38 protein-coding genes are annotated in these 22,618 nt (G+C 39.1%); 3 read left to right on the top strand and 35 right to left on the bottom strand.

Features of this window, described 5'->3' with window-relative positions:
* Nucleotides 1-311: 311 nt before the first annotated feature.
* Nucleotides 312-536 carry a hypothetical protein gene (locus WKH56_RS32970; RefSeq protein ID WP_230683562.1) on the bottom strand — a complete coding sequence of 75 codons (225 nt, stop codon included), beginning with the start codon at nt 534-536 and terminating at the stop codon, nt 312-314.
* 111 nt (nt 537-647) lie between these two features.
* Between WKH56_RS32970 and pdaB the strand changes: the two genes are divergently transcribed.
* Nucleotides 648-1,412, top strand: a complete 765-nt coding sequence (pdaB, locus tag WKH56_RS32965; RefSeq protein WP_168761643.1) for a polysaccharide deacetylase family sporulation protein PdaB — start codon at nt 648-650, stop codon at nt 1,410-1,412.
* A gap of 44 nt (nt 1,413-1,456) precedes the next feature.
* Here the strand turns inward: pdaB and WKH56_RS32960 are convergent, their stop codons facing one another.
* Entirely contained in the window at nt 1,457-2,077 is a 621-nt protein-coding gene (locus WKH56_RS32960) for a KinB-signaling pathway activation protein (protein WP_028412721.1), read from the bottom strand.
* Between the two features lie 145 nt (nt 2,078-2,222).
* Between WKH56_RS32960 and gerD the strand changes: the two genes are divergently transcribed.
* Nucleotides 2,223-2,852: a spore germination lipoprotein GerD gene (gerD, locus tag WKH56_RS32955; protein WP_033580786.1), complete on the top strand. Its 630-nt coding sequence runs from the start codon at nt 2,223-2,225 to the stop codon at nt 2,850-2,852.
* A 187-nt stretch (nt 2,853-3,039) separates the two neighbouring features.
* Nucleotides 3,040-3,948, top strand: coding sequence for a LysR family transcriptional regulator (locus WKH56_RS32950; protein WP_014462003.1), 909 nt, complete (start codon nt 3,040-3,042; stop codon nt 3,946-3,948).
* Between the two features lie 38 nt (nt 3,949-3,986).
* Here the strand turns inward: WKH56_RS32950 and WKH56_RS32945 are convergent, their stop codons facing one another.
* The 33 genes from WKH56_RS32945 to rplV form a co-directional block, all read right to left on the bottom strand.
* Nucleotides 3,987-5,060, bottom strand: a complete 1,074-nt coding sequence (locus WKH56_RS32945; protein WP_014462004.1) for an Mrp/NBP35 family ATP-binding protein — start codon at nt 5,058-5,060, stop codon at nt 3,987-3,989.
* Nucleotides 5,061-5,150: 90 nt separating this feature from the next.
* Nucleotides 5,151-5,858, bottom strand: a complete 708-nt coding sequence (cwlD, locus tag WKH56_RS32940) for an N-acetylmuramoyl-L-alanine amidase CwlD (RefSeq protein ID WP_014462005.1) — start codon at nt 5,856-5,858, stop codon at nt 5,151-5,153.
* Nucleotides 5,859-5,928: 70 nt separating this feature from the next.
* Entirely contained in the window at nt 5,929-6,351 is a 423-nt protein-coding gene (locus tag WKH56_RS32935; RefSeq protein WP_028412723.1) for a DUF2521 family protein, read from the bottom strand.
* Between the two features lie 111 nt (nt 6,352-6,462).
* Nucleotides 6,463-6,855, bottom strand: coding sequence for a 30S ribosomal protein S9 (gene rpsI, locus WKH56_RS32930; RefSeq protein WP_013054959.1), 393 nt, complete (start codon nt 6,853-6,855; stop codon nt 6,463-6,465).
* Between the two features lie 22 nt (nt 6,856-6,877).
* Nucleotides 6,878-7,315: a 50S ribosomal protein L13 gene (rplM, locus tag WKH56_RS32925; protein WP_013054958.1), complete on the bottom strand. Its 438-nt coding sequence runs from the start codon at nt 7,313-7,315 to the stop codon at nt 6,878-6,880.
* A 156-nt stretch (nt 7,316-7,471) separates the two neighbouring features.
* On the bottom strand, nt 7,472-8,212 hold the full coding sequence (gene truA / locus WKH56_RS32920) for a tRNA pseudouridine(38-40) synthase TruA (protein WP_013054957.1): 741 nt from the start codon (nt 8,210-8,212) through the stop codon (nt 7,472-7,474).
* A gap of 18 nt (nt 8,213-8,230) precedes the next feature.
* Nucleotides 8,231-9,028, bottom strand: a complete 798-nt coding sequence (locus WKH56_RS32915; RefSeq protein WP_063248115.1) for an energy-coupling factor transporter transmembrane component T family protein — start codon at nt 9,026-9,028, stop codon at nt 8,231-8,233.
* Nucleotides 9,025-9,894 (bottom strand): energy-coupling factor ABC transporter ATP-binding protein, encoded by an 870-nt coding sequence (locus tag WKH56_RS32910; protein WP_063248114.1) that lies wholly within the window; start codon nt 9,892-9,894, stop codon nt 9,025-9,027. Before WKH56_RS32910 ends, WKH56_RS32915 begins: the two co-directional genes overlap by 4 nt.
* Entirely contained in the window at nt 9,870-10,709 is an 840-nt protein-coding gene (locus tag WKH56_RS32905) for an energy-coupling factor ABC transporter ATP-binding protein (protein ID WP_013054954.1), read from the bottom strand. The genes WKH56_RS32910 and WKH56_RS32905 overlap by 25 nt, the downstream gene beginning before the upstream one ends.
* 138 nt (nt 10,710-10,847) lie before the next feature.
* The gene (gene rplQ / locus WKH56_RS32900; RefSeq protein WP_013054953.1) at nt 10,848-11,210 is read right to left on the bottom strand and encodes a 50S ribosomal protein L17; all 363 of its coding nucleotides are present in this window, start codon (nt 11,208-11,210) and stop codon (nt 10,848-10,850) included.
* A 44-nt stretch (nt 11,211-11,254) separates the two neighbouring features.
* On the bottom strand, nt 11,255-12,199 hold the full coding sequence (locus WKH56_RS32895) for a DNA-directed RNA polymerase subunit alpha (RefSeq protein WP_013054952.1): 945 nt from the start codon (nt 12,197-12,199) through the stop codon (nt 11,255-11,257).
* Between the two features lie 180 nt (nt 12,200-12,379).
* Nucleotides 12,380-12,769: a 30S ribosomal protein S11 gene (rpsK, locus tag WKH56_RS32890; RefSeq protein WP_028412666.1), complete on the bottom strand. Its 390-nt coding sequence runs from the start codon at nt 12,767-12,769 to the stop codon at nt 12,380-12,382.
* A gap of 23 nt (nt 12,770-12,792) precedes the next feature.
* On the bottom strand, nt 12,793-13,158 hold the full coding sequence (rpsM, locus tag WKH56_RS32885) for a 30S ribosomal protein S13 (protein ID WP_013054950.1): 366 nt from the start codon (nt 13,156-13,158) through the stop codon (nt 12,793-12,795).
* A 24-nt stretch (nt 13,159-13,182) separates the two neighbouring features.
* Nucleotides 13,183-13,296, bottom strand: a complete 114-nt coding sequence (rpmJ, locus tag WKH56_RS32880) for a 50S ribosomal protein L36 (protein ID WP_003156543.1) — start codon at nt 13,294-13,296, stop codon at nt 13,183-13,185.
* Nucleotides 13,297-13,333: 37 nt separating this feature from the next.
* Nucleotides 13,334-13,552 (bottom strand): translation initiation factor IF-1, encoded by a 219-nt coding sequence (gene infA, locus WKH56_RS32875; RefSeq protein WP_010285101.1) that lies wholly within the window; start codon nt 13,550-13,552, stop codon nt 13,334-13,336.
* A 235-nt stretch (nt 13,553-13,787) separates the two neighbouring features.
* Nucleotides 13,788-14,534: a type I methionyl aminopeptidase gene (map, locus tag WKH56_RS32870; RefSeq protein ID WP_028412665.1), complete on the bottom strand. Its 747-nt coding sequence runs from the start codon at nt 14,532-14,534 to the stop codon at nt 13,788-13,790.
* Entirely contained in the window at nt 14,531-15,184 is a 654-nt protein-coding gene (locus tag WKH56_RS32865; RefSeq protein WP_013054948.1) for an adenylate kinase, read from the bottom strand. The genes map and WKH56_RS32865 overlap by 4 nt, the downstream gene beginning before the upstream one ends.
* A 66-nt stretch (nt 15,185-15,250) precedes the next feature.
* Nucleotides 15,251-16,543 (bottom strand): preprotein translocase subunit SecY, encoded by a 1,293-nt coding sequence (gene secY / locus WKH56_RS32860; RefSeq protein WP_013054947.1) that lies wholly within the window; start codon nt 16,541-16,543, stop codon nt 15,251-15,253.
* Nucleotides 16,543-16,983, bottom strand: coding sequence for a 50S ribosomal protein L15 (gene rplO, locus WKH56_RS32855; protein ID WP_013054946.1), 441 nt, complete (start codon nt 16,981-16,983; stop codon nt 16,543-16,545). Before rplO ends, secY begins: the two co-directional genes overlap by 1 nt.
* 33 nt (nt 16,984-17,016) lie before the next feature.
* Nucleotides 17,017-17,199 (bottom strand): 50S ribosomal protein L30, encoded by a 183-nt coding sequence (gene rpmD / locus WKH56_RS32850; RefSeq protein ID WP_013054945.1) that lies wholly within the window; start codon nt 17,197-17,199, stop codon nt 17,017-17,019.
* A 14-nt stretch (nt 17,200-17,213) separates the two neighbouring features.
* Nucleotides 17,214-17,714, bottom strand: coding sequence for a 30S ribosomal protein S5 (rpsE, locus tag WKH56_RS32845; protein WP_013054944.1), 501 nt, complete (start codon nt 17,712-17,714; stop codon nt 17,214-17,216).
* Between the two features lie 20 nt (nt 17,715-17,734).
* Nucleotides 17,735-18,097, bottom strand: coding sequence for a 50S ribosomal protein L18 (gene rplR, locus WKH56_RS32840; protein WP_013054943.1), 363 nt, complete (start codon nt 18,095-18,097; stop codon nt 17,735-17,737).
* Nucleotides 18,098-18,129: 32 nt separating this feature from the next.
* Complete coding sequence (rplF, locus tag WKH56_RS32835) at nt 18,130-18,669, bottom strand: 50S ribosomal protein L6 (protein WP_013054942.1); 540 nt, start codon at nt 18,667-18,669, stop codon at nt 18,130-18,132.
* A gap of 30 nt (nt 18,670-18,699) precedes the next feature.
* Nucleotides 18,700-19,098 carry a 30S ribosomal protein S8 gene (gene rpsH / locus WKH56_RS32830; RefSeq protein WP_013054941.1) on the bottom strand — a complete coding sequence of 133 codons (399 nt, stop codon included), beginning with the start codon at nt 19,096-19,098 and terminating at the stop codon, nt 18,700-18,702.
* 30 nt (nt 19,099-19,128) lie between these two features.
* Nucleotides 19,129-19,314: a type Z 30S ribosomal protein S14 gene (locus WKH56_RS32825; RefSeq protein WP_013054940.1), complete on the bottom strand. Its 186-nt coding sequence runs from the start codon at nt 19,312-19,314 to the stop codon at nt 19,129-19,131.
* A gap of 33 nt (nt 19,315-19,347) precedes the next feature.
* Nucleotides 19,348-19,887 (bottom strand): 50S ribosomal protein L5, encoded by a 540-nt coding sequence (rplE, locus tag WKH56_RS32820; RefSeq protein ID WP_013054939.1) that lies wholly within the window; start codon nt 19,885-19,887, stop codon nt 19,348-19,350.
* A gap of 31 nt (nt 19,888-19,918) precedes the next feature.
* Nucleotides 19,919-20,230: a 50S ribosomal protein L24 gene (rplX, locus tag WKH56_RS32815; RefSeq protein WP_013054938.1), complete on the bottom strand. Its 312-nt coding sequence runs from the start codon at nt 20,228-20,230 to the stop codon at nt 19,919-19,921.
* Nucleotides 20,231-20,279: 49 nt separating this feature from the next.
* Complete coding sequence (gene rplN / locus WKH56_RS32810; protein WP_013054937.1) at nt 20,280-20,648, bottom strand: 50S ribosomal protein L14; 369 nt, start codon at nt 20,646-20,648, stop codon at nt 20,280-20,282.
* Between the two features lie 51 nt (nt 20,649-20,699).
* The gene (rpsQ, locus tag WKH56_RS32805) at nt 20,700-20,963 is read right to left on the bottom strand and encodes a 30S ribosomal protein S17 (RefSeq protein ID WP_013054936.1); all 264 of its coding nucleotides are present in this window, start codon (nt 20,961-20,963) and stop codon (nt 20,700-20,702) included.
* A 25-nt stretch (nt 20,964-20,988) separates the two neighbouring features.
* Nucleotides 20,989-21,189: a 50S ribosomal protein L29 gene (rpmC, locus tag WKH56_RS32800; protein ID WP_013054935.1), complete on the bottom strand. Its 201-nt coding sequence runs from the start codon at nt 21,187-21,189 to the stop codon at nt 20,989-20,991.
* Nucleotides 21,179-21,613 carry a 50S ribosomal protein L16 gene (gene rplP / locus WKH56_RS32795; RefSeq protein WP_013054934.1) on the bottom strand — a complete coding sequence of 145 codons (435 nt, stop codon included), beginning with the start codon at nt 21,611-21,613 and terminating at the stop codon, nt 21,179-21,181. Before rplP ends, rpmC begins: the two co-directional genes overlap by 11 nt.
* A gap of 2 nt (nt 21,614-21,615) precedes the next feature.
* Nucleotides 21,616-22,272 (bottom strand): 30S ribosomal protein S3, encoded by a 657-nt coding sequence (gene rpsC / locus WKH56_RS32790; RefSeq protein ID WP_013054933.1) that lies wholly within the window; start codon nt 22,270-22,272, stop codon nt 21,616-21,618.
* Between the two features lie 3 nt (nt 22,273-22,275).
* Complete coding sequence (gene rplV / locus WKH56_RS32785; RefSeq protein WP_013054932.1) at nt 22,276-22,617, bottom strand: 50S ribosomal protein L22; 342 nt, start codon at nt 22,615-22,617, stop codon at nt 22,276-22,278.
* Between the last annotated feature and the right edge of the window lies 1 nt (nt 22,618).

Below are 22,618 nucleotides of genomic sequence, written 5' to 3'. Positions count from 1 at the left end.
CATGTATTAGGCACGCCGCCAGCGTTCATCCTGAGCCAGGATCAAACTCTCCGAAGAAATGTTTGACTTGCTCATTTAAAAAATAAAAATTAACGTTGACGTTTGTCGCTTTGTTCAGTTTTCAAAGTTCAACCGCCGCTCTTGAGCGACTTTCTTATATTAACAAGTTGTCTTTCATTTGTCAACAACTTTTTAATATTTTATTTCTGATGAATTGCGATTGTTTTCCAATCACTCATCAGCGACATTTAATAATTTAACATCTGTGCTGTATAAAAGTCAACACTTTTTGAAAAGTTTTTTTCGTTTTATCAAAAAATCTTATTTACTTCCCTGCTTTCGCCGAATCTTAGCAAGATCTTTGAAAGGATTTGATACTTTTCTTGAATGTTTCGTTCAAGAACTACATGATTCAAACTTTGTTGAAAAGCAACGTTTGATCTCTTTATTTCTTCTCTAAGTAGTGCTTCTAACTCTAAACACTCCACCTGATTAAATAAACAAATTTTCATTGATTCACCTGCTTTTTGCGACATTGATTCTCACACATCAAAATAAAATCAGTTGTTCTTTTCCTTACCTGTTATTAATTGTAGACAAAACGCATACAAATTAGACAAGTACTACTTATTAAATGAGGTGACAAAATGAATATGTTTTATACTATTCGAGCCAAAAGAATCAAACAGACCATGCTTATCGTAGTTGCTGCGTTTTTTACAAGTTTTTTTCTCTATGCTCAGCAGACGTTTCACTTTCCCGTGTTTTCAACGGATAACGGTCCAAGAGCTGTTTATAAGGCGGATGATAAAAATCCGGAAGTTGCTCTGACCTTTAACATCAGCTGGGGAGATGAAAGAGCTATTCCCATTCTGAATGAACTAAAAAGACAGCATATTGAACATGCTACTTTCTTTTTATCTGCTTCATGGGCTGAACGTCACCCAGATATTGTAGAGCGCATTAAGAAAGAAGGTCACGAAATTGGCACAATGGGCTATGACTATACTTCTTATACAAGCCTAAAACCTAATGAGATTAGACAGGATCTTGCAAAATCAAAGAAAGTCTTTGATTCTCTAGGCCTTAAAGATGTTCACCTTCTTCGTCCTCCTAACGGGCAATTTAATAAAGACATCTTAAAATTAACAGCAGATATAGGATATACTACTGTTCACTGGAGCATTGATTCTAAAGACTGGACAAATCCAGGGGTTGAAAAAATTGTCTCGAATGTTACAAAGCCTTTAAACGGGGGAGATATTATATTGCTGCACGCGTCTGACTCCGCTCAACAAACAGCAAAGGCTATTCCATATATCAAGAATTCATTACAAAATAAAAAAGTCTCAAACGTAAGTATTTCAACATTAATTTCAAATTCAAAAACCCAAGTAAAAGATATCCGCTAAGATTTATTCCCACTGTATATGGAAAGCAAAAGCAGACAAATATGCTATTTGTCTGCTTTTGCTATTCTTGCGTGCGTAAGAAGTTTCGGCAAAATAAGAAGTTGATACATATTACAAATTAGAAGTGGAAACAACATAAGGTAAAGCCAGCTTTCTTCATTCGTCCGCAGCGCTGGGAACCATTCAATTGTCGTTACAACAATCATAAAAAACAGCGCTGGTACAAAAGCCTCTTTATTCGTCTGCTTTTTCTTTGCATACGCCACTAACAACCCTACCGCTAACAAGAAAACGCTTAACAAAATATACTTACCTATGCCTTCTCCCGCTTGTTGAAAGAACTTATATCGAAAATAAGCAACGTCAAATAATACAAATAAAACAAATACAATTTGAACCGATTTCCAAAGAGATGCAGATTTAAAAATTCCCAACCCAAATCGGTGAATAGTTAAATATGCAAAGAACCCCATTTGGCTAATTAAACTAAAAATAAACCCTACGCCTACGAGCCATGTTAAAACAGCAACAATTTCTCCTATCTTTCCTTGTTGAAATAAGTGACCGTATTCCCCCCAGCGCACCGCAAACCCAACAACAGCTGTACTTATACCCCCAACAGCTAACGTGGTTAGAAATAGACGAACCCAATTTCGACTATTCACTTCCATCTCCCCCATAAGTTACAAAATTGTACCTTTTCATAAATTGTACCAATCACGTTTTGAAAAATCTAGAGCTCTTTTATGAATAAAAAACCTTGATTATCTCATATTAAGCGTAAGCATATTAGGAAAGGAGCTCATTACTATGAAAAAGCGACTCATGCTCCTCATTTATATAGGAATGTGTATGCTTTTAGCTACAGCCTGTGCACCGCAAGATGAAGAGAACAATGGTATGGATTATGATCAAACAAAGAAAATGGTTGTTGATATTTTAAAAACAGATGAAGGAAAAAAAGCAGTCGAGGCAATTATGAAAGACCCTTCTGTTAGACAAGATATTTTAATGGATCAAAACGCGATAAAAGATACAATTTCTCAAACCTTAGTATCAGATAAGGGCGTGGAATTTTGGAAAAAAGCCATGGATGATCCGAAGTTTGCTGAAAGCTTTGCTAAAAGTTTGGAAAAAGAAAATAAGACGGTCATCAAACAACTAATGAAAGATCCTGAATATCAAGGAATGCTTCAAGATGTTTTAAAGGATCCGGCTATGGAAAAAGAAGTACTGACTGTTTTAAAGAGTAAAGAATATCGCACTTATTTACAAAAGATTATGACCGAAACGTTTGATAGCCCTCTTTATCAATCTAAAATTCAAGACATTCTTTTGAAAGCCGCTGAAGAAACACAAGGTGGACAAAAACAAAGCAGCGACGATGGCGGTTCTTCTTCCGCTGGATCTGACTCAGGGGGAGAACAGCAACAGCAGTGATTAAATACGCATCTCACATGAGATGCGTATTTAATTATGTCATTTATTTTTATTAAAAAACCTAAATGACTTCTTTATATTTTTTAATACTTAGTATTTTTATTGGAATTGTAAACTTTAATTCTTAGCTTTATGGTAAAATATTAGAAATTAACACAATCGTTTTATAGCAAAAGGAGGGAATTCGATGGAATTTCGCGTTATTAAAACGTTTCAAACCATTGTTCGTTTAGGAAGCTTTCAATTAGCCGCTGAATATTTAAAGTACTCTCAGCCTACCATTACACTGCACATTCAAAAGTTAGAATCCGAACTAGGATTTAAGCTTTTAGAACGAGGAAAAAGCATTAAACTTACTGAAGCAGGTAAAATCTTTTACGAACGGGCAAATATTTTACTAAAGGAATATGAATATCTAAATAATACCTTAAAGGATTATTCAACAGGCGAAGCTGGCACGATCCGTATAGGTGCTGCAGAGCCTACAGCAAGCAGTCGACTGCCTTCCATTCTCTCATTATTTAAAAAAAGATATCCCAACACAGAAATTAGCTTACTCGTTGCAGACGAAAAGCACCTTCATCAACATATACGCAATCAAGAAATTGATTTCGCGATTGGCACTGTATCAGAATCGTTCAGAGATATAGAGTTTGAGGCATTGCTAACGGAAAAACTTGTGCTGCTACTACCATTCAATCATGCGCTAACAAAAAGAAAAACAATCTTTGCAAAAGATTTAATACACGAAACGCTGATTACAGCTGGGCAATCTTCCGTTCAAAAGAAAATTGAGCAGCTAATCTTTGAACGAACAGGACAGCTGCCTGCTAAAGTCCAGTTAGGCACTATTAGCACACTTCAGCATTTTGTAAAAGAAAACTTAGGAATAGCCGTTGTTCCACAAATAAGCGCAACTCTTCCGCCGGATCAAGTGGTGGTTAAAACGATTCATGACTTACATGAGGGGCCTGCAATCGGCATTTTAAAGCACCAGTCTCACACCGTAAGTACAGCTGGAAAAACATTTTTAGCTCTCTTAAAACAAAACCTCGCATTTGACTTAAAAAAGACGCAGATTGAACTCTCTGTATAATAATAAAAAGCACGCGCTCGAACAGCGCGTGCTTTTTATTATTTTCCTGTTGCTGCTTTTTCATTTTCGCAAATAAATGCAATCTTGCTTGCAATCTCTCCATATATTTGACCTAAACGATGCGATTCGTCGTAAATGGAAGGTGCAAAATCTTCTTCATTCCAATCAGGCTGACTTAACGGAAGCTGTCCTAACAGCTCTGTCTGAAGTTCCTCAGCCAGTTTTGGACCCCCGCCTTTACCAAATACATACTCTTTTTCCCCTGTTAGCTGGCTTTCAAAGTAAGCCATATTTTCTACAACTCCAATGACCTCATGATCGGTTTTCAAAGCCATAGCACCCGCTCTAGCTGCAACAAATGCCGCTGTAGGATGTGGTGTTGTAATAATCACTTCTTTACAAGCAGGAAGCATGGAGTGAACGTCTAATGCGACATCACCTGTTCCTGGGGGTAAGTCTAGTAAAAGATAATCTAATTCTCCCCATTCAACTTCTGTAAAGAAGCTCGTCAACATTTTTCCGAGCATAGGTCCTCGCCAGATAACAGGTGAATTATCTTCTACAAAGAAGCCCATGGAAATAACTTTTACTCCGAAACGATCAACTGGAATAATCTTTTCACCTTCTACTACAGGACGTTGTGTGATTCCCATCATGTCTGGGACGCTGAATCCATAAATGTCAGCATCAATTAAACCAACTTTTTTTCCTAAACGAGCTAGAGAAACGGCTAAGTTAACAGAGACTGTTGATTTACCAACGCCTCCTTTACCGCTGGCAATAGCAATAAATTCAGGTGCATTCGGACTAGTTAGTAAGTTGCCAGTATTCGGCTGCTCAGCTCGGTACTGCTGAAGTTCCTCAGGCGTAAACTCAACAAATCGCAGTCCAACCGACTGTACACCTGCTTTTTTTAATTCTTCTACAATTGTGCCTTGCAGGCTCAACTGTTCACTCGTACCTGTTTTTGCAACAGCAATCTTCAGGCTTATATGCTGTTTTTCAGCTTTGATTGTTATTTCTTTAATCGCATCTGTTTCTGATAGTTTTTTATTTAAAAATGGATCTGTAATTTCCCCTACTACTTCTTTTACTTGCTTTTCCGTTAGCATACTCCCACCACCATGTTAAAATCTATTTATTTATACTATCAAGTATATCATACATATTAGATTTTTCTGAATAGAAGGGTGCTATGCTTTTTATTTAGGCTTTTCTCCAGTAAAATACCGGCTGACTCCTTCATAAATGGATTCAGCTAACTTTTTTTGATAGCGTTTCGATTGAAGCATTTTACGTTCTGTAGGATTTGACAAGAATCCTACTTCAACCAAAGCACCGGGTGGCTTAGAATGCTTAAGAAGGTAAAGAGTTTGAATAGCTTTTGCTTCACGGGTCGTATTGTCCAGATTATTTCTTAGCTCTTGTTGAATGAGTTTGGCCACTTGCTCGTTTTCTTTTAGGGATCCGTAATAGAAAGTTTGAGCCCCTCTCCACGCAGAGGATGGAATAGCATTCAAGTGAATACTTAAGTACAAATCAGCGTTGGATTTATTAATCATCGTTAAGCGATTTTTTAAGTCTTCTACTTTTCTGCGACTGTATCCTCTTGTATCTTTGGCCGCTAGGTCTTCGTCTTTTTCTCTCGTCATAATAACAAGTGCCCCTTGCTCTTGCAGATAGTCTCGAAGCATTAACGAAATTTTAAGAGTTATTTCTTTTTCAAGCACCTCATCCTCTCCTACCGCTCCTCCATCAACACCGCCATGTCCAGGATCTAGTACAATAACTTTCCCGCTAAGAGGAAGTGAAAGCGAACCGGATGATGTTCTATGATCTATTTGATATTGTACAATGACAAAAAGAACGAGAAGCGCTATAATTGTGCTCATTATTTTTACTTTAGACATTTTATCCCTTCCCTTCTTGCCTCACCTATTTATTTCTATATGGGACAAGAACGGGAATTATGAGTACTTTTTAATGCAAACGTAAACGGCGTCTTTTTTCTGCGGTTCGATAACCTTCTTTCCACCAGTCTTGCACATATCCTTGACACAAATAATACAGACCATCTTGATAAAGATCTGTTACAGACATGCTAACGGCTCCGTACAATGTATCAATTAAAAGAGACTCTTCTTGCTTACTGTGCTTCTGAACATCTTCGTAGCCTTTACCACGTTTACTCACCCGGGCACCTAATAAAAATGATTCGATAGCAATGTCAAGACAGTACTCCTCCACATGTTCGTCTCCTAGCATATTCCACTGAAACATTGGATGAAAATAACGGCGCAGCCTCTCTTGAAGCAAATCAAACGATAGTTCCCTTAGGACTTTGCGTTCATATTTCATTTCTTTTTCATAACGTTTTTCTTTTAAATATGTAACCTCGTTCACGATAACGCCTCCCTTTTTTACATATTGTCTGCACAAGCCTTCGTCTCATACGCAAACAACAAATAAAAAAAGCCTTGGTCCAAAGACCAAGGCTTGAAACGTAATATAAAATTAACGTTTTGAGAATTGTGGTGCACGACGAGCGCCTTTAAGACCGTATTTTTTACGTTCTTTCGCACGAGCGTCACGAGTTAATAGACCAGCACGTTTTAATGTTCCACGGTATTCAGGGTCTGCTTCTAATAAAGCACGAGAGATTCCGTGACGAATAGCGCCAGCTTGACCTGCATAACCTCCACCATTAACGTTTACAAATACGTCATAGTTACCTACAGTTTCAGTTAAAGCAAGTGGTTGTTTTACTACTTCACGTAGTGCAGCAAATGGAATGTATTCTTCGATTTCACGACCGTTGATTGTTACGCGACCGTTACCTGGTACTAAACGTACACGAGCAACAGAGCTTTTACGACGACCAGTTCCGTAATATTGTACCTGTGCCAAGATAATAACCTCCTCTTATTAATTATCCGCGAAGTTCGTAAACTTCTGGTTTTTGTGCTTCATGTGGATGTGTTTCACCAGCATACACATGTAATTTTTTGAACATTTGACGGCCTAGGCTACCTTTTGGAAGCATGCCTTTGATTCCTAATTCAAGCATTTTCTCAGAGTAGTTAGTACGCATTTCTAATGCTGTACGTTGTTTCAAACCACCTGGGTGCATGCTGTGACGGTAATAAATTTTATCAGTTAATTTTTTACCTGTTAATTCGATTTTTGACGCATTGATAAGGATCACGTGATCACCAGTATCAACATGTGGTGTAAAAGTTGGTTTATGTTTACCGCGTAAGATTGATGCTACTTCACTTGCTAAACGACCTAAAGTTTTACCTTCAGCATCGACAACATACCATTTACGCTCTACTTCGTTTGCTTTCGCCATGAAAGTTGTACGCATGAGTTTCCCTCCTAATTTTCATCATCAATTATAAAATTATTTCAACCTTCTATTTCAACACGATTAATTTCCGGGGCTAACCGTGGGGTTAAAATACATACCATATGATATATTATATCTTTAAGCTACTAATGTCAAGAAAATGTTACACCAGGTTTAGTTGTCATAGAAAACGCGCCATAAATATAGTCCTTGCGAAGGCGCAGTTTTCCCTGCACGAGGACGTGATTTGCTTTCTAGAATATCTTTTATAGCATCTGGTTCAATACGGCCTTGTCCTACTTCTAAAAGCGTTCCAACAAGAATACGAACCATATTATACAGAAAGCCACTTCCAACGAATCTAAACACAAGCTGACTATTCTCTTCATACATATCAATCTTGTAAATCGTACGAATCTTATCTTCCACTTCTGTCCTCGCTGAACAAAAGCTTGTAAAGTCGTGTGTACCGAGTAAATATGTGATGGCTTTTTTCATTTTTGAGTAGTCTAATGGATAAGGGTAATGGTATGCATAAGAACGAGTGAAAGGATTTCGATCTTCGCCGCGCAAAATATGATAGCGATACTCTTTTGAAGTAACGTCATACCGGGCGTGAAAATGTGCATCAACTTCACATACATTCTTCATTACAATATCATCTGGTAGCATTGAATTCAATGCTTTTTTCCACTTATCACATGGAATATTTAGGTTTGTGTCAAAATGAATGACTTGCCCCTGTGCATGAACATTTGTGTCCGTTCGTCCAGAGGCGTAAATCGGAACTTTTTTGTTATGCATTTTCTCTAAAACGGCTTCAATCTCCAGTTGAACTGTTCGCTTATTGGGCTGAACTTGATAACCTGAAAAGTGTGTGCCGTCGTATGCAACTATACATTTTAAACGTTTCATCTTTTCACCAAACAATCTTTACGTTCTAATCAGCACTAAAACAACTGCTACTGCCAGCAGAAGTAAAAGCATAATTGTATCTATGCTTCCCCATTTTAATTGACGATACTTTGTACGCCCTTCTCCGCCTTTATATCCTCTTGCCTCCATGGCAATAGCTAGCTCTTCAGCACGCTTAAATGAACCTATAAATAAAGGAACAAGCAAAGGAACGACAGCTTTCAACCGATCCGTAACGGGACCGCTGCTAAAGTCCACTCCTCGTGCTGTCTGCGCTTTAATAATTTTATCTGTCTCTTCCATCAATGTAGGAATAAAGCGAAGAGAAATGGACATCATTAAAGCTAATTCATGAACAGGAAGCTTGAGCTTTTTAAATGGATTCAACAAGCTTTCCATTCCATCTGTTACTTCAATGGGCGTAGTCGTTAACGTTAGCATCGTCGTAATTAAAATTAAGAACAAGAAGCGCAAGGAAATTAAAACACCTTGAATAAGGCCGCCTTTATAGACAGAAAACCATCCCCATTCAAACAAAAGAGGACCTTCCTTCGTCATAAAAATGTGCAAAAGAAACGTGATGATAATAATAAATAGAACGGGCTTTAACCCTCTTAAAATAAAGGAAACGGGCACTTTACTCATGGCCACTATCACAAGGGTATACACACCTAAAAAAGAATAGCCGATAGGGTTATTTGCTAAAAACACAATTAATACATACGCAAATACGAGAAGCAGCTTGGCCCGAGGATCCATTCGATGGACAACAGAATGACCCGGGACATACTTACCAATAATGATTGAGTTCATCATATTCGTTCACCTTGCTGCATAAGGTGCTGCACTTTCTCTACCACTTCAGAAAAGGTAATAACCGTATCCGATGCTTCAAGCTGAAATTTCTCTTGCAGCTTCAGCATAAAGCGAAGCGATTCTGGAACATCCAATCCATATTCTTTTAGCTGCGTATGCTGACCGAAAACTTCTCTAGGTGACCCTTTCATCGCAATCGTTCCTTTATTCATTACAATTAGCTCATCAGCGTACATAGCTGCATCTTCCATGCTGTGAGTCACGAGAATCGTCGTCAAGCCTTTTTCTTTATGAAGACGATAAATCATATTCATAATTTCTTGACGGCCTCTAGGGTCCAATCCAGCAGTTGGCTCATCTAAAATTAGCACATTAGGATTCATCGCTAGAATACCTGCTATCGCTACACGACGCATTTGTCCACCACTCAAATCAAAAGGAGATCTGGTGAGAATGTCTTCTGGCAACCCCACTAACTTGATAAGCTCTCGTGCTTTTTGCTTTGCTTCTTCTTCCGAAATGCCATAATTCATTGGTCCAAAAGCTATATCTTTTTCCACCGTTTCTTCAAAAAGCTGATGTTCTGGAAATTGAAACACCACGCCTACTTGCTGACGAATAGCTTTTAAATTCTTTTCTTTTCGATTGGCTTTAATAGTGCGCTCACCGATTTGAATTTCACCAGCAGTTGGCTTCAATAAGGCATTCAGATGCTGTATGATTGTTGATTTCCCAGAACCAGTATGGCCAATAACAGCCAAAAATGTACCTGATTGAATGCTTAAATTTAAGTCATGCAGAGCAATTCGTTCAAATGGTGTATTAACTTGATAACGATGCTCTACTTCTTTGAATATAATGTCCATAGTTCGTCCACCAAGTCCTCATCTGTTAAATGAATTTTTGATAAAGGAATTCCTACGGAAGCAAAACGATGGCTTAGTTTAACGGAAAACGGCAAGTCTAGTCCAATATCCGTTAACTTGGAACCTAATGCAAATACTTCGCGTGGAGTACCTGTTGCATAGATCTTCCCTTTGTTCATCACAACGACTCTGTCAGCCATTGCTACTTCATCTAAATCGTGGGTAATTGAAATAACCGTCAGTTGTTTTTCTTCTTTTAATTTTCTAACAGTTTCAAGTACTTCAGTTCGTCCAATAGGATCTAACATAGATGTTGCTTCATCTAGAATGATAACAGATGGCTGTACGGCAATTATACCCGCAATGGCCACACGCTGTTTTTGTCCACCTGATAGCTGATGAGGCTCTTGATCCAGAAAAGCACTCATATTGACCATTTCGATTGCTTCAGGTATACGTTTTTCCATAATTTCAAATGGAATCCCGTTGTTTTCAAGCCCAAACGCAATATCATCTTGAACGGTTGAGCCAACAAATTGATTATCTGGGTTTTGAAACACCATTCCAATCTGCTTGCGCACATCCCATATTGTTTCTTCAGATAAAAGAGTATCGCCCACTCGAACCGTTCCTTTTTCAGGTAGCAAAAGGCCGTTTAGAATTCGTGCCAGCGTCGATTTCCCAGATCCATTATGTCCAGCTATCGCTAACCATTCACCTTTATAAGCAGAGAGAGAAAGGTGATCTAATGTTAGGTCTGCTTCAGGATCGTATCGAAAGCATAAATCTTTTACCTCTAAAGACATTTCTTTCAACGCTATCTTCCTCTCAGCTTTTTCTATTGCAGCATTGCCTACATTGGTTTTTTACGCTATTTACCCGGTTTAAGGTATAAAAAAAGGGCAACGACTAGTTACACACTGTCTCGCCCTTTTCTATCTGTATTAAAAATATTAAACTAATTCAATGATAACCATTGGAGCACCGTCACCACGGCGAGGTCCAACTTTTAAGATACGAGTGTAACCGCCTTGGCGATCTTCGTAGCGAGTAGCGATATCGCTGAATAGTTTTTGTAAAGCGCTTTGACCAGCTTCCTCGTTAGCTACTTCATTACGGATGTAAGATGCAGCTTGACGACGAGCGTGTAGATCTCCACGTTTACCTAAAGTAATCATTTTTTCAACAGTTGAACGTAATTCTTTTGCACGAGCTTCAGTTGTCTCAATGCGTTCACTGATGATTAAATCAGTTGTTAAATCACGAAGAAGCGCCTTGCGTTGTGCGCTTGTACGACCTAATTTACGGTAAGACATGTGAGGTCCCCTCCTTTGTTAAGTAGTTAAACAGGTAGATATAATCAGTCGTCCTTACGTAGACCCAAACCTAATTCTTCAAGTTTAGCTTTAACTTCTTCTAAAGATTTACGGCCTAAGTTACGAACTTTCATCATATCTTCTTCTGTTTTATTAGCAAGCTCTTGTACAGTATTGATGCCTGCTCGTTTTAAGCAGTTGTAAGAACGAACAGATAAATCCAGTTCCTCGATCGTCATCTCTAGAACTTTTTCTTTCTGGTCTTCTTCTTTTTCTACCATGATCTCTGCTTTTTGAGCTTCATCTGTTAAGTTAACGAAGATATTTAAGTGTTCCGTTAGAATCTTTGCACCTAAAGCAACAGCTTTTTCTGGCTCGATGCTACCGTCAGTCCAAACATCCAACGTTAACTTATCGTAATTTGTCATTTGACCAACACGAGTATTTTCTACATAATACGATACGCGAGTAACAGGCGTATAGATTGAGTCAATTGGAAGTACACCAATTGGTTGGTCTTCACGCTTGTTAGCATCGGCAGGATTATAACCTCGACCTGTGCGAGCAGTAAGTCTCATACGGAAATGAGCATCTGACTCAAGTGTTGCAATATGAAGATCCGGATTTAGAACTTCGATATCACTGTCTGCTTGAATGTCAGCAGCCGTTACTGTACCAGGACCTTTAACATCGATCTCAAGTGTTTTCTCTTCATCAGAGTAAATCTTTAACGCTAACTTTTTAACGTTTAAAATGATGTTTGTTACATCTTCAACAACTCCAGGAACTGTTGAAAATTCATGTAATACACCTTCAATTTGAATAGATGTTACAGCTGCACCAGGGAGTGAGGATAATAGGATACGACGTAAGGAGTTACCCAAAGTAGTACCATATCCACGCTCAAGTGGTTCGACGACGAATTTACCGTACTTTCTATCATCGCTGATTTCTACCGTTTCGATTTTTGGCTTTTCAATCTCTATCAATATAAACCCTCCTTCAAAACGTCGAAACCTCGGCTAGACGGCTGATTTCTCAAATGCCTAACCGAAATTCCCTATTAGACAGTTCCCGAATGTGCACAACAAATGGAAAACATTTCGTTGCATGAATAAATTCTACACCATCATCATTATAGACAACGAAATAGAATCTATACATATTAATTATACACGACGACGTTTTGGTGGGCGGCATCCGTTGTGAGGTACAGGAGTAACATCTCTAATAGCTGTTACTTCTAAACCTGCAGCTTGAAGAGCACGGATAGCTGCTTCACGACCAGCACCAGGGCCTTTAACTGTAACTTCAAGAGTTTTCATTCCGTTATCCATAGAAACTTTTGCAGCAGCTTCAGCAGCCATTTGCGCAGCAAATGGAGTGGATTTACGAGAACCTCTGAAGCCAAGTGCGCCTGCACTAGACCAAGCAATCGCATTACCGTGAACATCTGTAATTGTTACAATAGTGTTATTAAACGTTGAGCGAATATGAGCTACACCAGCTTCAATATTCTTTTTCACGCGACGTTTACGTGTATTAGTTTTACGTGCCATCTGTTAATGACCTCCCTTACTAATTATTTCTTCTTGTTCGCTACAGTACGGCGTGGGCCTTTACGTGTACGAGCATTGTTTTTACTGTTTTGACCACGAACTGGTAAACTACGACGGTGGCGGATACCACGGTATGAACCAATCTCAATTAAACGTTTGATGTTTAAAGAAACTTCACGACGAAGATCGCCTTCTACTTTATAGCTATCTAAAATATCACGAATTTTACCTAATTCTTCTTCTGTTAAGTCACGAACGCGAGTATCTTCAGAAACTCCAGCTTCAGCTAGAACTTTTTCAGCAGTTGGACGACCAATACCGAAAATGTATGTTAATGAAATTACTACACGCTTGTCACGAGGAATATCAACACCAGCAATACGTGCCATATGAATAGTGCACCTCCTTATTGATTAACCTTGTTTTTGTTTATGCTTAGGGTTTTCACAAATTACCATTACTTTACCTTTTCTACGGATAACTTTACATTTTTCGCAGATTGGTTTAACTGATGGTCTGACTTTCATGTTTCATACCTCCTTGATAGTACGGAGTGCATAGGTTTTATTTGAAACGGTACGTAATTCTACCGCGAGTTAAATCGTATGGTGACAATTCTACAGTTACTTTATCACCAGGTAAGATTCGAATGAAATGCATGCGAATTTTTCCTGATACGTGAGCAAGTACTGTATGACCATTTTCTAATTCTACCTTGAACATAGCGTTAGGTAAAGTCTCAGCAACTGTACCTTCAACTTCAATTACATCGTCTTTTGCCATTAAAGTGCTCTCCTTTCTTTGAAACAGTAACAAGCTATCATTAAACGACTTAAAAAGAACCTGTTCTGAACATCCGGAGATCGTAATCATTAAATTCAAGATGATTGACGCTAATATACATCTTTACCATTTTAACAGCAATTCAGACGAAAAACGATCATCGTGAATTTAGATAATTACTGTTTACTGTCCAGTGCATCTAGCGAGGAATGGATAGAGATAACATCCTTTAACATTACAATGCTGTCAGAATTTCATATCCCGTCTCAGTAATTGCAATAGTATGTTCGAAGTGCGCACACATTTTACCATCCACTGTCACAACTGTCCAGTTATCAGGTAATGTTTTTACATATCGCATACCAGCATTCACCATTGGCTCAACTGCCAATACCATGCCTGGACGTAGACGCGGTCCTTTATTCGGTGGACCATAATGAGGTACTTGCGGATCTTCATGTAAGTCTTTGCCGACACCATGGCCAACATATTCTCTTACAATCGAAAAGTTACGTGATTCTGCGTACTGTTGAATAGCATGTGAAATATTCGACAAACGCTCACCCGGCTTCGCTTCTGCTAATCCTTTGTAGAGAGATTGCTCAGTCACATCAAGCAGCTCTTGATTTTCTAATGAAATCTTTCCTACTCCATATGTCCAAGCTGAGTCACCATGATAGCCACCGAATTTAGCTCCGATGTCCAAACTGATGATATCCCCTTCATTAAGCTTGCGTTCTCCCGGAATACCATGAACTAATTCTTCATTCACAGAAGCACATACACTGCCGCGAAAACCATTATACCCTTTAAAAGACGGAATTGCATCATGTTGACGAATAAAATTTTCAGCAATTGCATCCAATTCTATAGTCGTTATACCTGGAACGATATGTTTTTTCAACTCTTGATGAGTTAAAGCCACGATTCGTCCAGCTTCACGCATGACCTCAATTTCCTCTGGTGTCTTGCAAATGATCATTGCTTAACCCCAGCAAGTAATTGACGAACATCCTCAAACACAATGTTAATATCTTGATTACCATTAATATTGCGTAGATAACCTTTTTCTTGATAGAAATCAAGTAGAGGTTGAGATTGTTTAACATTAACTGAAAGTCTAGTTGAAACCGTCTCAGCATTGTCATCTGCACGTTGATAAAGCTCTCCGCCACATTTGTCACAAACTCCTTCTTTCGCAGGAGGATTGAATACTAAGTGGTAAGTAGCTCCGCAATCTTTACAAATGCGGCGTCCAGTAAGACGCTCCATTAAAATGCTTTGATCTACATCAATATTAATCACATAATCAATTTGCTTGTTTAGTTCTTTTGTAATTGTTTCAAGAGCTTCTGCTTGGGCTACTGTTCTCGGGAAGCCATCAAGTAAAAAGCCGTTTTCACAATCTTGTTTGTTTAAACGCTCGCGCACAATTCCAATTGTTACTTCATCAGGAACAAGGTTACCTTGGTCCATAAATGATTTAGCTTTTAAACCTAGTTGCGTTCCTTCTTTAATTGCAGCTCGGAACATATCTCCTGTTGAGATATGAGGGATATCGTAATGCTCAACGATTTTTTCTGCTTGAGTACCTTTCCCAGCACCAGGAAGGCCCATTAACACTAAATTCATTTCTTGCTTCCCCCTCAGTATCTTATCCGTTTAATGGGAAAGCAGCCTGCCTCCCACTAAACAGCTTTACTTAATAAATCCCTTATAATGGCGTTTCACTAATTGACTCTCAAGCTGTTTCATTGTCTCAAGAGCTACACCGACAACAATTAACAAACTAGTACCGCCGATCTGAGCAGATGAGGGTAGGTTTGCAATTTTGATGAACAGAACCGGCAACACAGCAATTAACGCAAGGAATATCGAACCGATTAATGTCAGACGATATAACACTTTCGTTAAATAAGCTTGTGTGCTTTTACCAGGACGAATGCCTGGGATGTAGCCACCTTGCTTTTTCAAGTTCTCTGCTACTTGTTCAGGGTTAACTTGAACAAATGTATAGAAGTAACAAAAAGCAATGATTAACGCTACATACACTATCATACCAATTGGCTTAGTATAGTCAAATGTATTCTGAATCCACGTCGTTACATCATTTGGACCGAAAAATGATGCAATTGTTGGTGGTGTGATAATAAATGAAACTGCAAAGATAACAGGAATAACCCCAGCAGCATTTACTTTTAACGGTAAATGAGTGGATTGACCTCCAACAGGATTACGACCAGCTGAACCCTTTGCATATTGAATAGGAATTTTTCGTAGCGCTTGTTGGAAGTAAATAACCCCAACAATAATAGCTAAAACTGCAATCGCAATTAAAACTACCGTTACGATACGAATGAATAATTGATCCCCAACGTCTTCAAATTGCTGTGCATAAATTTGATTTAATGTTGTCGGAATACCAGCTGCAATCCCAGCAAAGATAATGATAGAAATACCATTACCTACGCCTTTTGCAGTAATCTGTTCTCCTAACCACATTAAGAAGGCAGTACCTGCCGTTAACACTGTAGCAATTAGAAGATACGTAGAAATTCCTGGATTAGCGATCAATTGTCCGCCCGAAATATTGTTGAATCCTATAGACATACCTAAAGCCTGGATAAATCCAAGCACAATTGTTCCATAACGAGTTACTTGAGCTAATTTACGGCGCCCAACATCTCCCTGCTTTGACCATTCTGTAAACTTAGGTACAACATCCATCTGCAATAATTGGACGATGATGGATGCTGTAATATAAGGCATAATGCCCATAGCAAGAATGGAAAAGTTTTTTAACGCGCCGCCGCCAAATGTATTCAGAACTCCGAATACATTTAACCCATCTTGCAATTTTAGTACATCCGTATTAACACTTGGTACAGGAATAAATGTACCAATTCGGAAGACAATTAACATTAACAAAGTGAAAAAGATTTTTTGTCTTATTTCACGCACGCGCATTAAATTGGAGATTGTTTGAAACATTAGATCACCTCAACTGTACCGCCAGCAGCTTCGATAGCTTCTTTAGCAGTTGAAGAGAATTTAGCAGCTTTAACAGTTAGCTTAGAGTTTAATGTACCGTTTCCTAGTACTTTAACGCCAGCTTTTGCTTTGCTTACTAAACCAGTTTCGATTAATAATTCTGGTGTTACTTCAGTTCCATCTTCAAAACGGTTAAGAGCTTCTAAATTAACGATCGCGTATTCTTTGCGATTGATATTAGTGAACCCACGTTTTGGAAGACGACGGAATAAAGGAGTTTGACCACCTTCGAAGCCAGGTCTTACGCCACCGCCAGAGCGAGCGTTTTGCCCTTTGTGACCTTTACCTGAAGTCTTTCCGTTACCTGAACCAGTACCACGACCTACACGGTTACGTACTTTACGTGAACCTTCAGCTGGTTTCAATTCATGAAGTTTCATTCCGGAGCACCTCCTTAGAGTGACAATTTATACTTATTGCTCTTTTACTGTAACAAGGTGAGCTACTTTGTTAATCATTCCGCGAATTGCAGGATTATCGTCTTGAACGACAGTTTGATTTAACTTACGTAGGCCAAGTGTACGAACAGTTACACGTTGATCTTCTGGACGACCAATTACGCTACGAGTAAGGGTAATTGCTAGTTTGTTTGCCATTCCATATCCCTCCCTTATCCTAACAGTTCTTCTACAGTCTTGCCACGTAGTTTTGCAACATCTTCAGCACGTTTTAGGTTAGCTAAACCGTTAAGAGTTGCACGTACCATGTTGATTGGAGTGTTTGAACCTAAAGATTTAGATAGAATATCACTTACTCCACCCAATTCTAGTACCGCACGAACTGGGCCACCAGCGATAACTCCTGTACCTTCAGAAGCAGGTTTTAAGAAAATTTGACCTGCACCAAATTGTCCAAGGATTTCGTGTGGAATAGTTGTACCAACCATAGGTACAGTAATTAAGTTTTTCTTCGCATCTTCAATTGCTTTACGGATTGCATCTGGTACCTCTTGTGCTTTACCAGTACCGAATCCAACGTGACCGTTTTTGTCACCAACTACAACTAATGCAGCGAAGCGGAAACGACGTCCACCTTTCACAACTTTAGCTACGCGGTTAACGGTAACAACACGTTCTTCAAGCTCTAATTTATTTGGATCAATACGACGCATGATTTTCCCTCCTTTTACAATTAGAATTGTAATCCAGCTTCACGAGCAGCGTCAGCTAATGCTTTAACACGGCCATGATATAAATAACCGCCACGGTCGAATACTACTTCGTTTACACCTTTTTCTACTGCGCGTTTAGCGACTAATTCGCCAACTTTGATAGCAGCTTCAGTGTTACCAGTGCTTTCTAAAGTCAGGTCTTTATCTAACGTTGAAGCACTTGCGATTGTTACTGAATTTAAATCGTCGATAACTTGTGCGTAAATATGTTGATTAGAACGGAACACGTTTAAACGCGGACGAGTTGCAGTTCCAGATAACTTCGCACGAACACGAGCATGTCTTTTTTTACGAACTTTGTTTTTATCAAGCTTCGTGATCATTTCGGGCACTCCTTTCTTTTACCTAACCGGCATTACTTCTTAGCAGTTTTACCTTCTTTACGACGTACATATTCGCCTTCGTAACGAATACCTTTACCTTTGTAAGGCTCTGGTGGACGAACGTCACGAATATTTGCAGCTAATGCACCTACGCGTTCTTTATCAATACCTTTAATAACGATCTTAGTTTGAGAAGGAACTTCGATTTCGATTCCTGTTTCAGGAGTAATCTCAACTGGGTGAGAGTATCCAACGCTCAATACTAATTTGCTACCAGATTTTTGTGCACGGTAACCTACACCGACTAATTCTAAACCACGTTCGAATCCTTTAGTAACACCTTCAACCATGTTACCTAAAAGGCTACGAGTAGTTCCATGAAGAGCGCGGTGCTCTTTATTGTCACTAGGACGATTAACAACTAATACGTTGTCTTCAACTTTAATTTCGATTTCAGGGTGGAATGTACGAGTTAATTCACCCTTTGGTCCTTTTACAGTTACAGTGTTGCTCTCGTTCGTAACTGTAACACCTGCTGGAAGTTCTAAAGGCTTTTTACCAACACGTGACATAGTTACACCTCCATTCACATTTAAAACTTATTACCAAACGTACGCTAATACTTCTCCACCAGTTTGCTTTTGACGAGCTTCTTTGTCAGTTAAAACACCTTGAGAAGTAGAAACGATTGCGATACCTAAACCGTTAAGTACACGTGGTACTTCGTTAGTTTTTGCATAAACACGTAGACCAGGTTTACTGATACGTTTTAAGCCTGTAATTACACGTTCGTTATTTGAACCGTATTTTAAGAAGATACGGATAATACCTTGTTTGTTGTCTTCGATGTATTCTACATCACGTACGAAACCCTCACGCTTAAGGATTTCTGCAATTTGCTTCTTAATGTTAGAAGCAGGAACTTCAATTTTCTCATGACGAACCATGTTCGCATTGCGGATACGAGTTAGTAAATCTGCAATAGGATCAGTCATTACCATATTAATTTACCTCCTTCCCAAACTTGGGTTTTACCAACTAGCTTTTTTAACACCAGGAATTTGACCTTTATAAGCAAGCTCACGGAAACAAATACGGCAAAGCTTGAATTTACGTAGTACTGAGTGTGGACGTCCACAACGTTCGCAACGTGTATACTCTTGTACTTGGAATTTTTGCTGGCGTTTTTGCTTCGCAATCATTGATTTTTTAGCCACATTTTCGCCTCCTCTGCTTAACGTTGGCAGTTATTACTTCTGGAATGGCATACCGAACTGAGTTAAAAGCTCACGAGCTTCTTCATCAGTGTTTGCTGTTGTAACAATAACGATATCCATACCACGAACTTTAGTTACTTTATCATAATCGATCTCTGGGAAGATCAATTGTTCTTTAACACCTAACGTGTAGTTTCCACGACCATCAAATGCTTTTTTAGATACACCACGGAAATCGCGCACACGTGGAAGTGATACTGATACTAATTTATCGAAGAATTCGTACATACGCTCGCCGCGTAAAGTAACTTTCGCACCGATTGGCATACCTTCACGAAGACGGAAACCAGCGATAGATTTTTTCGCACGAGTTACAACAGGTTTTTGACCAGTGATTTCAGCTAGTTCTTCAACAGCGTTATCTAAAGCTTTTGAGTTAGAAACAGCATCACCGATACCCATGTTGATTACGATCTTGTCGATTTTTGGCACTTGCATTACAGATTCATAATTAAACTTGCTAACTAGAGCAGGAGTAATCTCTTTTGTAAATTTCTCTTTAAGACGGTTCATGTGAACTAAACCTCCCTTCACATTTCATTAATTATTTATCTAAAGTTTCACCAGATTTTTTTGCTACACGTACCTTTTTGCCATCGATAACTTGGTACCCAACACGAGTTGGCTCACCAGATTTAGGATCCAACGGCATTACGTTTGATACGTGGATAGGTGCCTCTTGGCTAACGATTCCACCTTGTGGATTTACTTGAGAAGGTTTAGAGTGTTTTTTCACAACGTTCACGCCTTCAACAAGTACACGGTCTTTCTTTGGGAAAGCTGCAAGTACTTCACCTTGCTTACCTTTGTCTTTACCAGAGATAACCACTACTTTGTCGCCCTTTTTAACATGCATCCTATTCGCACCTCCTTAAAAGGCATTTTGTATTTGTTCTATATATCAATTAGATAACTTCTGGAGCCAATGATACGATCTTCATGAAGTTGTTATCACGTAATTCACGAGCAACTGGTCCGAAGATACGAGTACCACGTGGTCCTTTGTCGTCACGGATGATTACGCAAGCATTTTCGTCGAAACGGATGTAAGAACCGTCAGTACGGCGAACACCACTTTTTGTACGTACAACAACAGCTTTAACAACGTCACCTTTTTTAACAACGCCTCCTGGTGTTGCTTGTTTCACCGTACAAACGATAACATCACCAATGTTTGCTGTCTTACGACCTGAACCACCAAGTACTTTAATAGTAAGTACCTCACGTGCACCAGAGTTGTCTGCAACTTTTAAACGAGATTCTTGTTGAATCATGTACGAAACCTCCCTTCGGATGAATCATTCTTATCCGATCTATCTTAACTATTAGATGATAACAGCTTTTTCTACAACTTCTACTAGACGGAAACGTTTAGTAGCTGATAACGGACGAGTTTCCATGATCTTCACGATATCGCCTAGTTGAGCTGTATTGTTTTCATCGTGAGCTTTGAATTTCTTTGAGTATTTTACACGCTTGCCATAAAGCGAATGCTTTTTGTAAGTTTCAACAAGAACAGTAACAGTCTTATCCATTTTGTCAGAAACTACGCGGCCAGTGTAAACTTTACGTTGGTTGCGTTCACTCATTCTGAAAGCCTCCTCTCAGACTTAATTATTTATTAGCAGCAATCTCTCTTTCACGAACTACAGTTTTCATACGAGCGATCGATTTGCGCACTTCGCGAATACGAGTAGTATTCTCTAATTGTCCAGTCGCTAATTGGAAACGAAGGTTAAACAACTCTTCTTTTAAAGCCTTAACTTTTTGTTCAATTTCAGCAGTGGTAAGGTCACGAATTTCATTAGCTTTCATTAGAATCACCACCAATTTCTTCACGTTTTACAAACTTACATTTTACAGGTAGCTTGTGTGCAGCTAAACGTAAAGCTTCACGTGCAACCTCTTCAGATACACCTGAAATTTCAAACATTACTTTTCCAGGTTTAACAACTGCTACCCAACCTTCAGGAGCACCTTTACCAGAACCCATTCGGACTTCTAGAGGCTTAGCAGTATAAGGTTTAGAAGGGAAAATTTTAATCCATACTTTACCGCCACGTTTCATGTAACGAGTCATTGCGATACGAGCAGCTTCGATTTGACGGTTTGTAATCCAAGAAGCTTCAGTAGCTTGTAAACCGAATTCACCGAAATGTACTTCCGTACCACCTTTAGCGCGTCCACGCATTTTTCCGCGATGTTCGCGACGATATTTAACGCGTTTTGGTAATAACATAATTATTTTCCTCCTTCCTCAGTTTTCTTTTTAGTAGGAAGAACCTCTCCACGATAGATCCATACTTTCACACCAAGTTTACCATAAGTAGTATCTGCTTCAGCGTGAGCATAGTCAATATCAGCGCGAAGTGTATGAAGTGGAACTGTACCTTCACTGTAATATTCAGAACGAGCAATATCAGCTCCGCCTAAACGACCAGATACCATTGTTTTGATACCTTGTGCGCCAGCACGCATACTACGTTGGATAGCTTGCTTTTGAGCACGACGGAATGATACACGGTTCTCAAGTTGGCGAGCGATGTTTTCAGCTACTAGTTTAGCATCTAAATCTGCTCGTTTAATTTCAAGGATGTTAATGTGTACACGCTTGCCTGTTAATTGGTTAAGAGCTTTACGAAGTGATTCTACTTCAGTACCACCTTTACCAATTACCATACCAGGTTTTGCAGTGTGGATCGTTACGTTTAAGCGGTTAGCAGCGCGTTCGATTTCAACTTTAGAAACAGCTGCATCGTTTAAACGTTTAGCGATATATTCACGTACTTTTAAGTCTTCATGTAATAAGTCAGCGTAGTCTTTGCCAGCGAACCATCTTGATTCCCAATCACGGATGACACCGACGCGAAGACCGACCGGATTTACCTTTTGACCCATGAATTATCCCTCCTTCTTTTCTGATACCACGATTGTGATGTGGCTTGTGCGCTTGTTAATTTGGCTTGCACGTCCCATAGCGCGTGGACGGAAACGTTTTAAAGTTGGACCTTCGTTAACAAAAGCGTCAGTAATAACTAAATTGTTAGCGTCCATTTCATAATTGTGTTCTGCATTGGCAATAGCAGATTTTAATACTTTCTCAACGACTGGAGAAGCAGCCTTTGGCGTGTGAAGTAGCACTGCTAGCGCTTCACCCACTTGCTTACCTCGAATTAAATCTACAACTAAACGAACTTTACGAGGAGCAATACGTACTGTTCTCGCGACAGCTTTAGCTTGCATT

The organism is Priestia sp. SB1 (genome assembly GCF_038898415.1).
This window is presented reverse-complemented; position numbering and strand designations above follow the sequence as displayed.

Coding starts and splice junctions, on each gene's coding strand:
- WKH56_RS32970 (WP_230683562.1), bottom strand. CDS start 536: ATGTCGCAAAAAGCAGGTGAATCAATGAAAATTTGTTTATTTAATCAG.
- pdaB (WP_168761643.1), top strand. CDS start 648: ATGAATATGTTTTATACTATTCGAGCCAAAAGAATCAAACAGACCATG.
- gerD (WP_033580786.1), top strand. CDS start 2,223: ATGAAAAAGCGACTCATGCTCCTCATTTATATAGGAATGTGTATGCTT.
- WKH56_RS32950 (WP_014462003.1), top strand. CDS start 3,040: ATGGAATTTCGCGTTATTAAAACGTTTCAAACCATTGTTCGTTTAGGA.
- WKH56_RS32945 (WP_014462004.1), bottom strand. CDS start 5,060: ATGCTAACGGAAAAGCAAGTAAAAGAAGTAGTAGGGGAAATTACAGAT.
- cwlD (WP_014462005.1), bottom strand. CDS start 5,858: ATGTCTAAAGTAAAAATAATGAGCACAATTATAGCGCTTCTCGTTCTT.
- rplM (WP_013054958.1), bottom strand. CDS start 7,315: ATGCGTACAACTTTCATGGCGAAAGCAAACGAAGTAGAGCGTAAATGG.
- truA (WP_013054957.1), bottom strand. CDS start 8,212: ATGAAACGTTTAAAATGTATAGTTGCATACGACGGCACACACTTTTCA.
- WKH56_RS32915 (WP_063248115.1), bottom strand. CDS start 9,028: ATGATGAACTCAATCATTATTGGTAAGTATGTCCCGGGTCATTCTGTT.
- WKH56_RS32910 (WP_063248114.1), bottom strand. CDS start 9,894: ATGGACATTATATTCAAAGAAGTAGAGCATCGTTATCAAGTTAATACA.
- rplQ (WP_013054953.1), bottom strand. CDS start 11,210: ATGTCTTACCGTAAATTAGGTCGTACAAGCGCACAACGCAAGGCGCTT.
- rpsK (WP_028412666.1), bottom strand. CDS start 12,769: ATGGCACGTAAAACTAATACACGTAAACGTCGCGTGAAAAAGAATATT.
- rpsM (WP_013054950.1), bottom strand. CDS start 13,158: ATGGCACGTATTGCTGGTGTTGATATTCCTCGTGACAAGCGTGTAGTA.
- rpmJ (WP_003156543.1), bottom strand. CDS start 13,296: ATGAAAGTCAGACCATCAGTTAAACCAATCTGCGAAAAATGTAAAGTT.
- infA (WP_010285101.1), bottom strand. CDS start 13,552: ATGGCAAAAGACGATGTAATTGAAGTTGAAGGTACAGTTGCTGAGACT.
- map (WP_028412665.1), bottom strand. CDS start 14,534: ATGATCATTTGCAAGACACCAGAGGAAATTGAGGTCATGCGTGAAGCT.
- WKH56_RS32865 (WP_013054948.1), bottom strand. CDS start 15,184: ATGAATTTAGTGTTAATGGGCCTTCCTGGTGCTGGGAAAGGTACTCAA.
- secY (WP_013054947.1), bottom strand. CDS start 16,543: ATGTTTCAAACAATCTCCAATTTAATGCGCGTGCGTGAAATAAGACAA.
- rplO (WP_013054946.1), bottom strand. CDS start 16,983: ATGAAACTTCATGAATTGAAACCAGCTGAAGGTTCACGTAAAGTACGT.
- rpmD (WP_013054945.1), bottom strand. CDS start 17,199: ATGGCAAACAAACTAGCAATTACCCTTACTCGTAGCGTAATTGGTCGT.
- rpsE (WP_013054944.1), bottom strand. CDS start 17,714: ATGCGTCGTATTGATCCAAATAAATTAGAGCTTGAAGAACGTGTTGTT.
- rplR (WP_013054943.1), bottom strand. CDS start 18,097: ATGATCACGAAGCTTGATAAAAACAAAGTTCGTAAAAAAAGACATGCT.
- rplF (WP_013054942.1), bottom strand. CDS start 18,669: ATGTCACGTGTTGGTAAAAAGCCTTTAGAACTTCCAGCAGGTGTTACA.
- rpsH (WP_013054941.1), bottom strand. CDS start 19,098: ATGGTAATGACTGATCCTATTGCAGATTTACTAACTCGTATCCGCAAT.
- rplE (WP_013054939.1), bottom strand. CDS start 19,887: ATGAACCGTCTTAAAGAGAAATTTACAAAAGAGATTACTCCTGCTCTA.
- rplX (WP_013054938.1), bottom strand. CDS start 20,230: ATGCATGTTAAAAAGGGCGACAAAGTAGTGGTTATCTCTGGTAAAGAC.
- rplN (WP_013054937.1), bottom strand. CDS start 20,648: ATGATTCAACAAGAATCTCGTTTAAAAGTTGCAGACAACTCTGGTGCA.
- rpsQ (WP_013054936.1), bottom strand. CDS start 20,963: ATGAGTGAACGCAACCAACGTAAAGTTTACACTGGCCGCGTAGTTTCT.
- rpmC (WP_013054935.1), bottom strand. CDS start 21,189: ATGAAAGCTAATGAAATTCGTGACCTTACCACTGCTGAAATTGAACAA.
- rplP (WP_013054934.1), bottom strand. CDS start 21,613: ATGTTATTACCAAAACGCGTTAAATATCGTCGCGAACATCGCGGAAAA.
- rpsC (WP_013054933.1), bottom strand. CDS start 22,272: ATGGGTCAAAAGGTAAATCCGGTCGGTCTTCGCGTCGGTGTCATCCGT.
- rplV (WP_013054932.1), bottom strand. CDS start 22,617: ATGCAAGCTAAAGCTGTCGCGAGAACAGTACGTATTGCTCCTCGTAAA.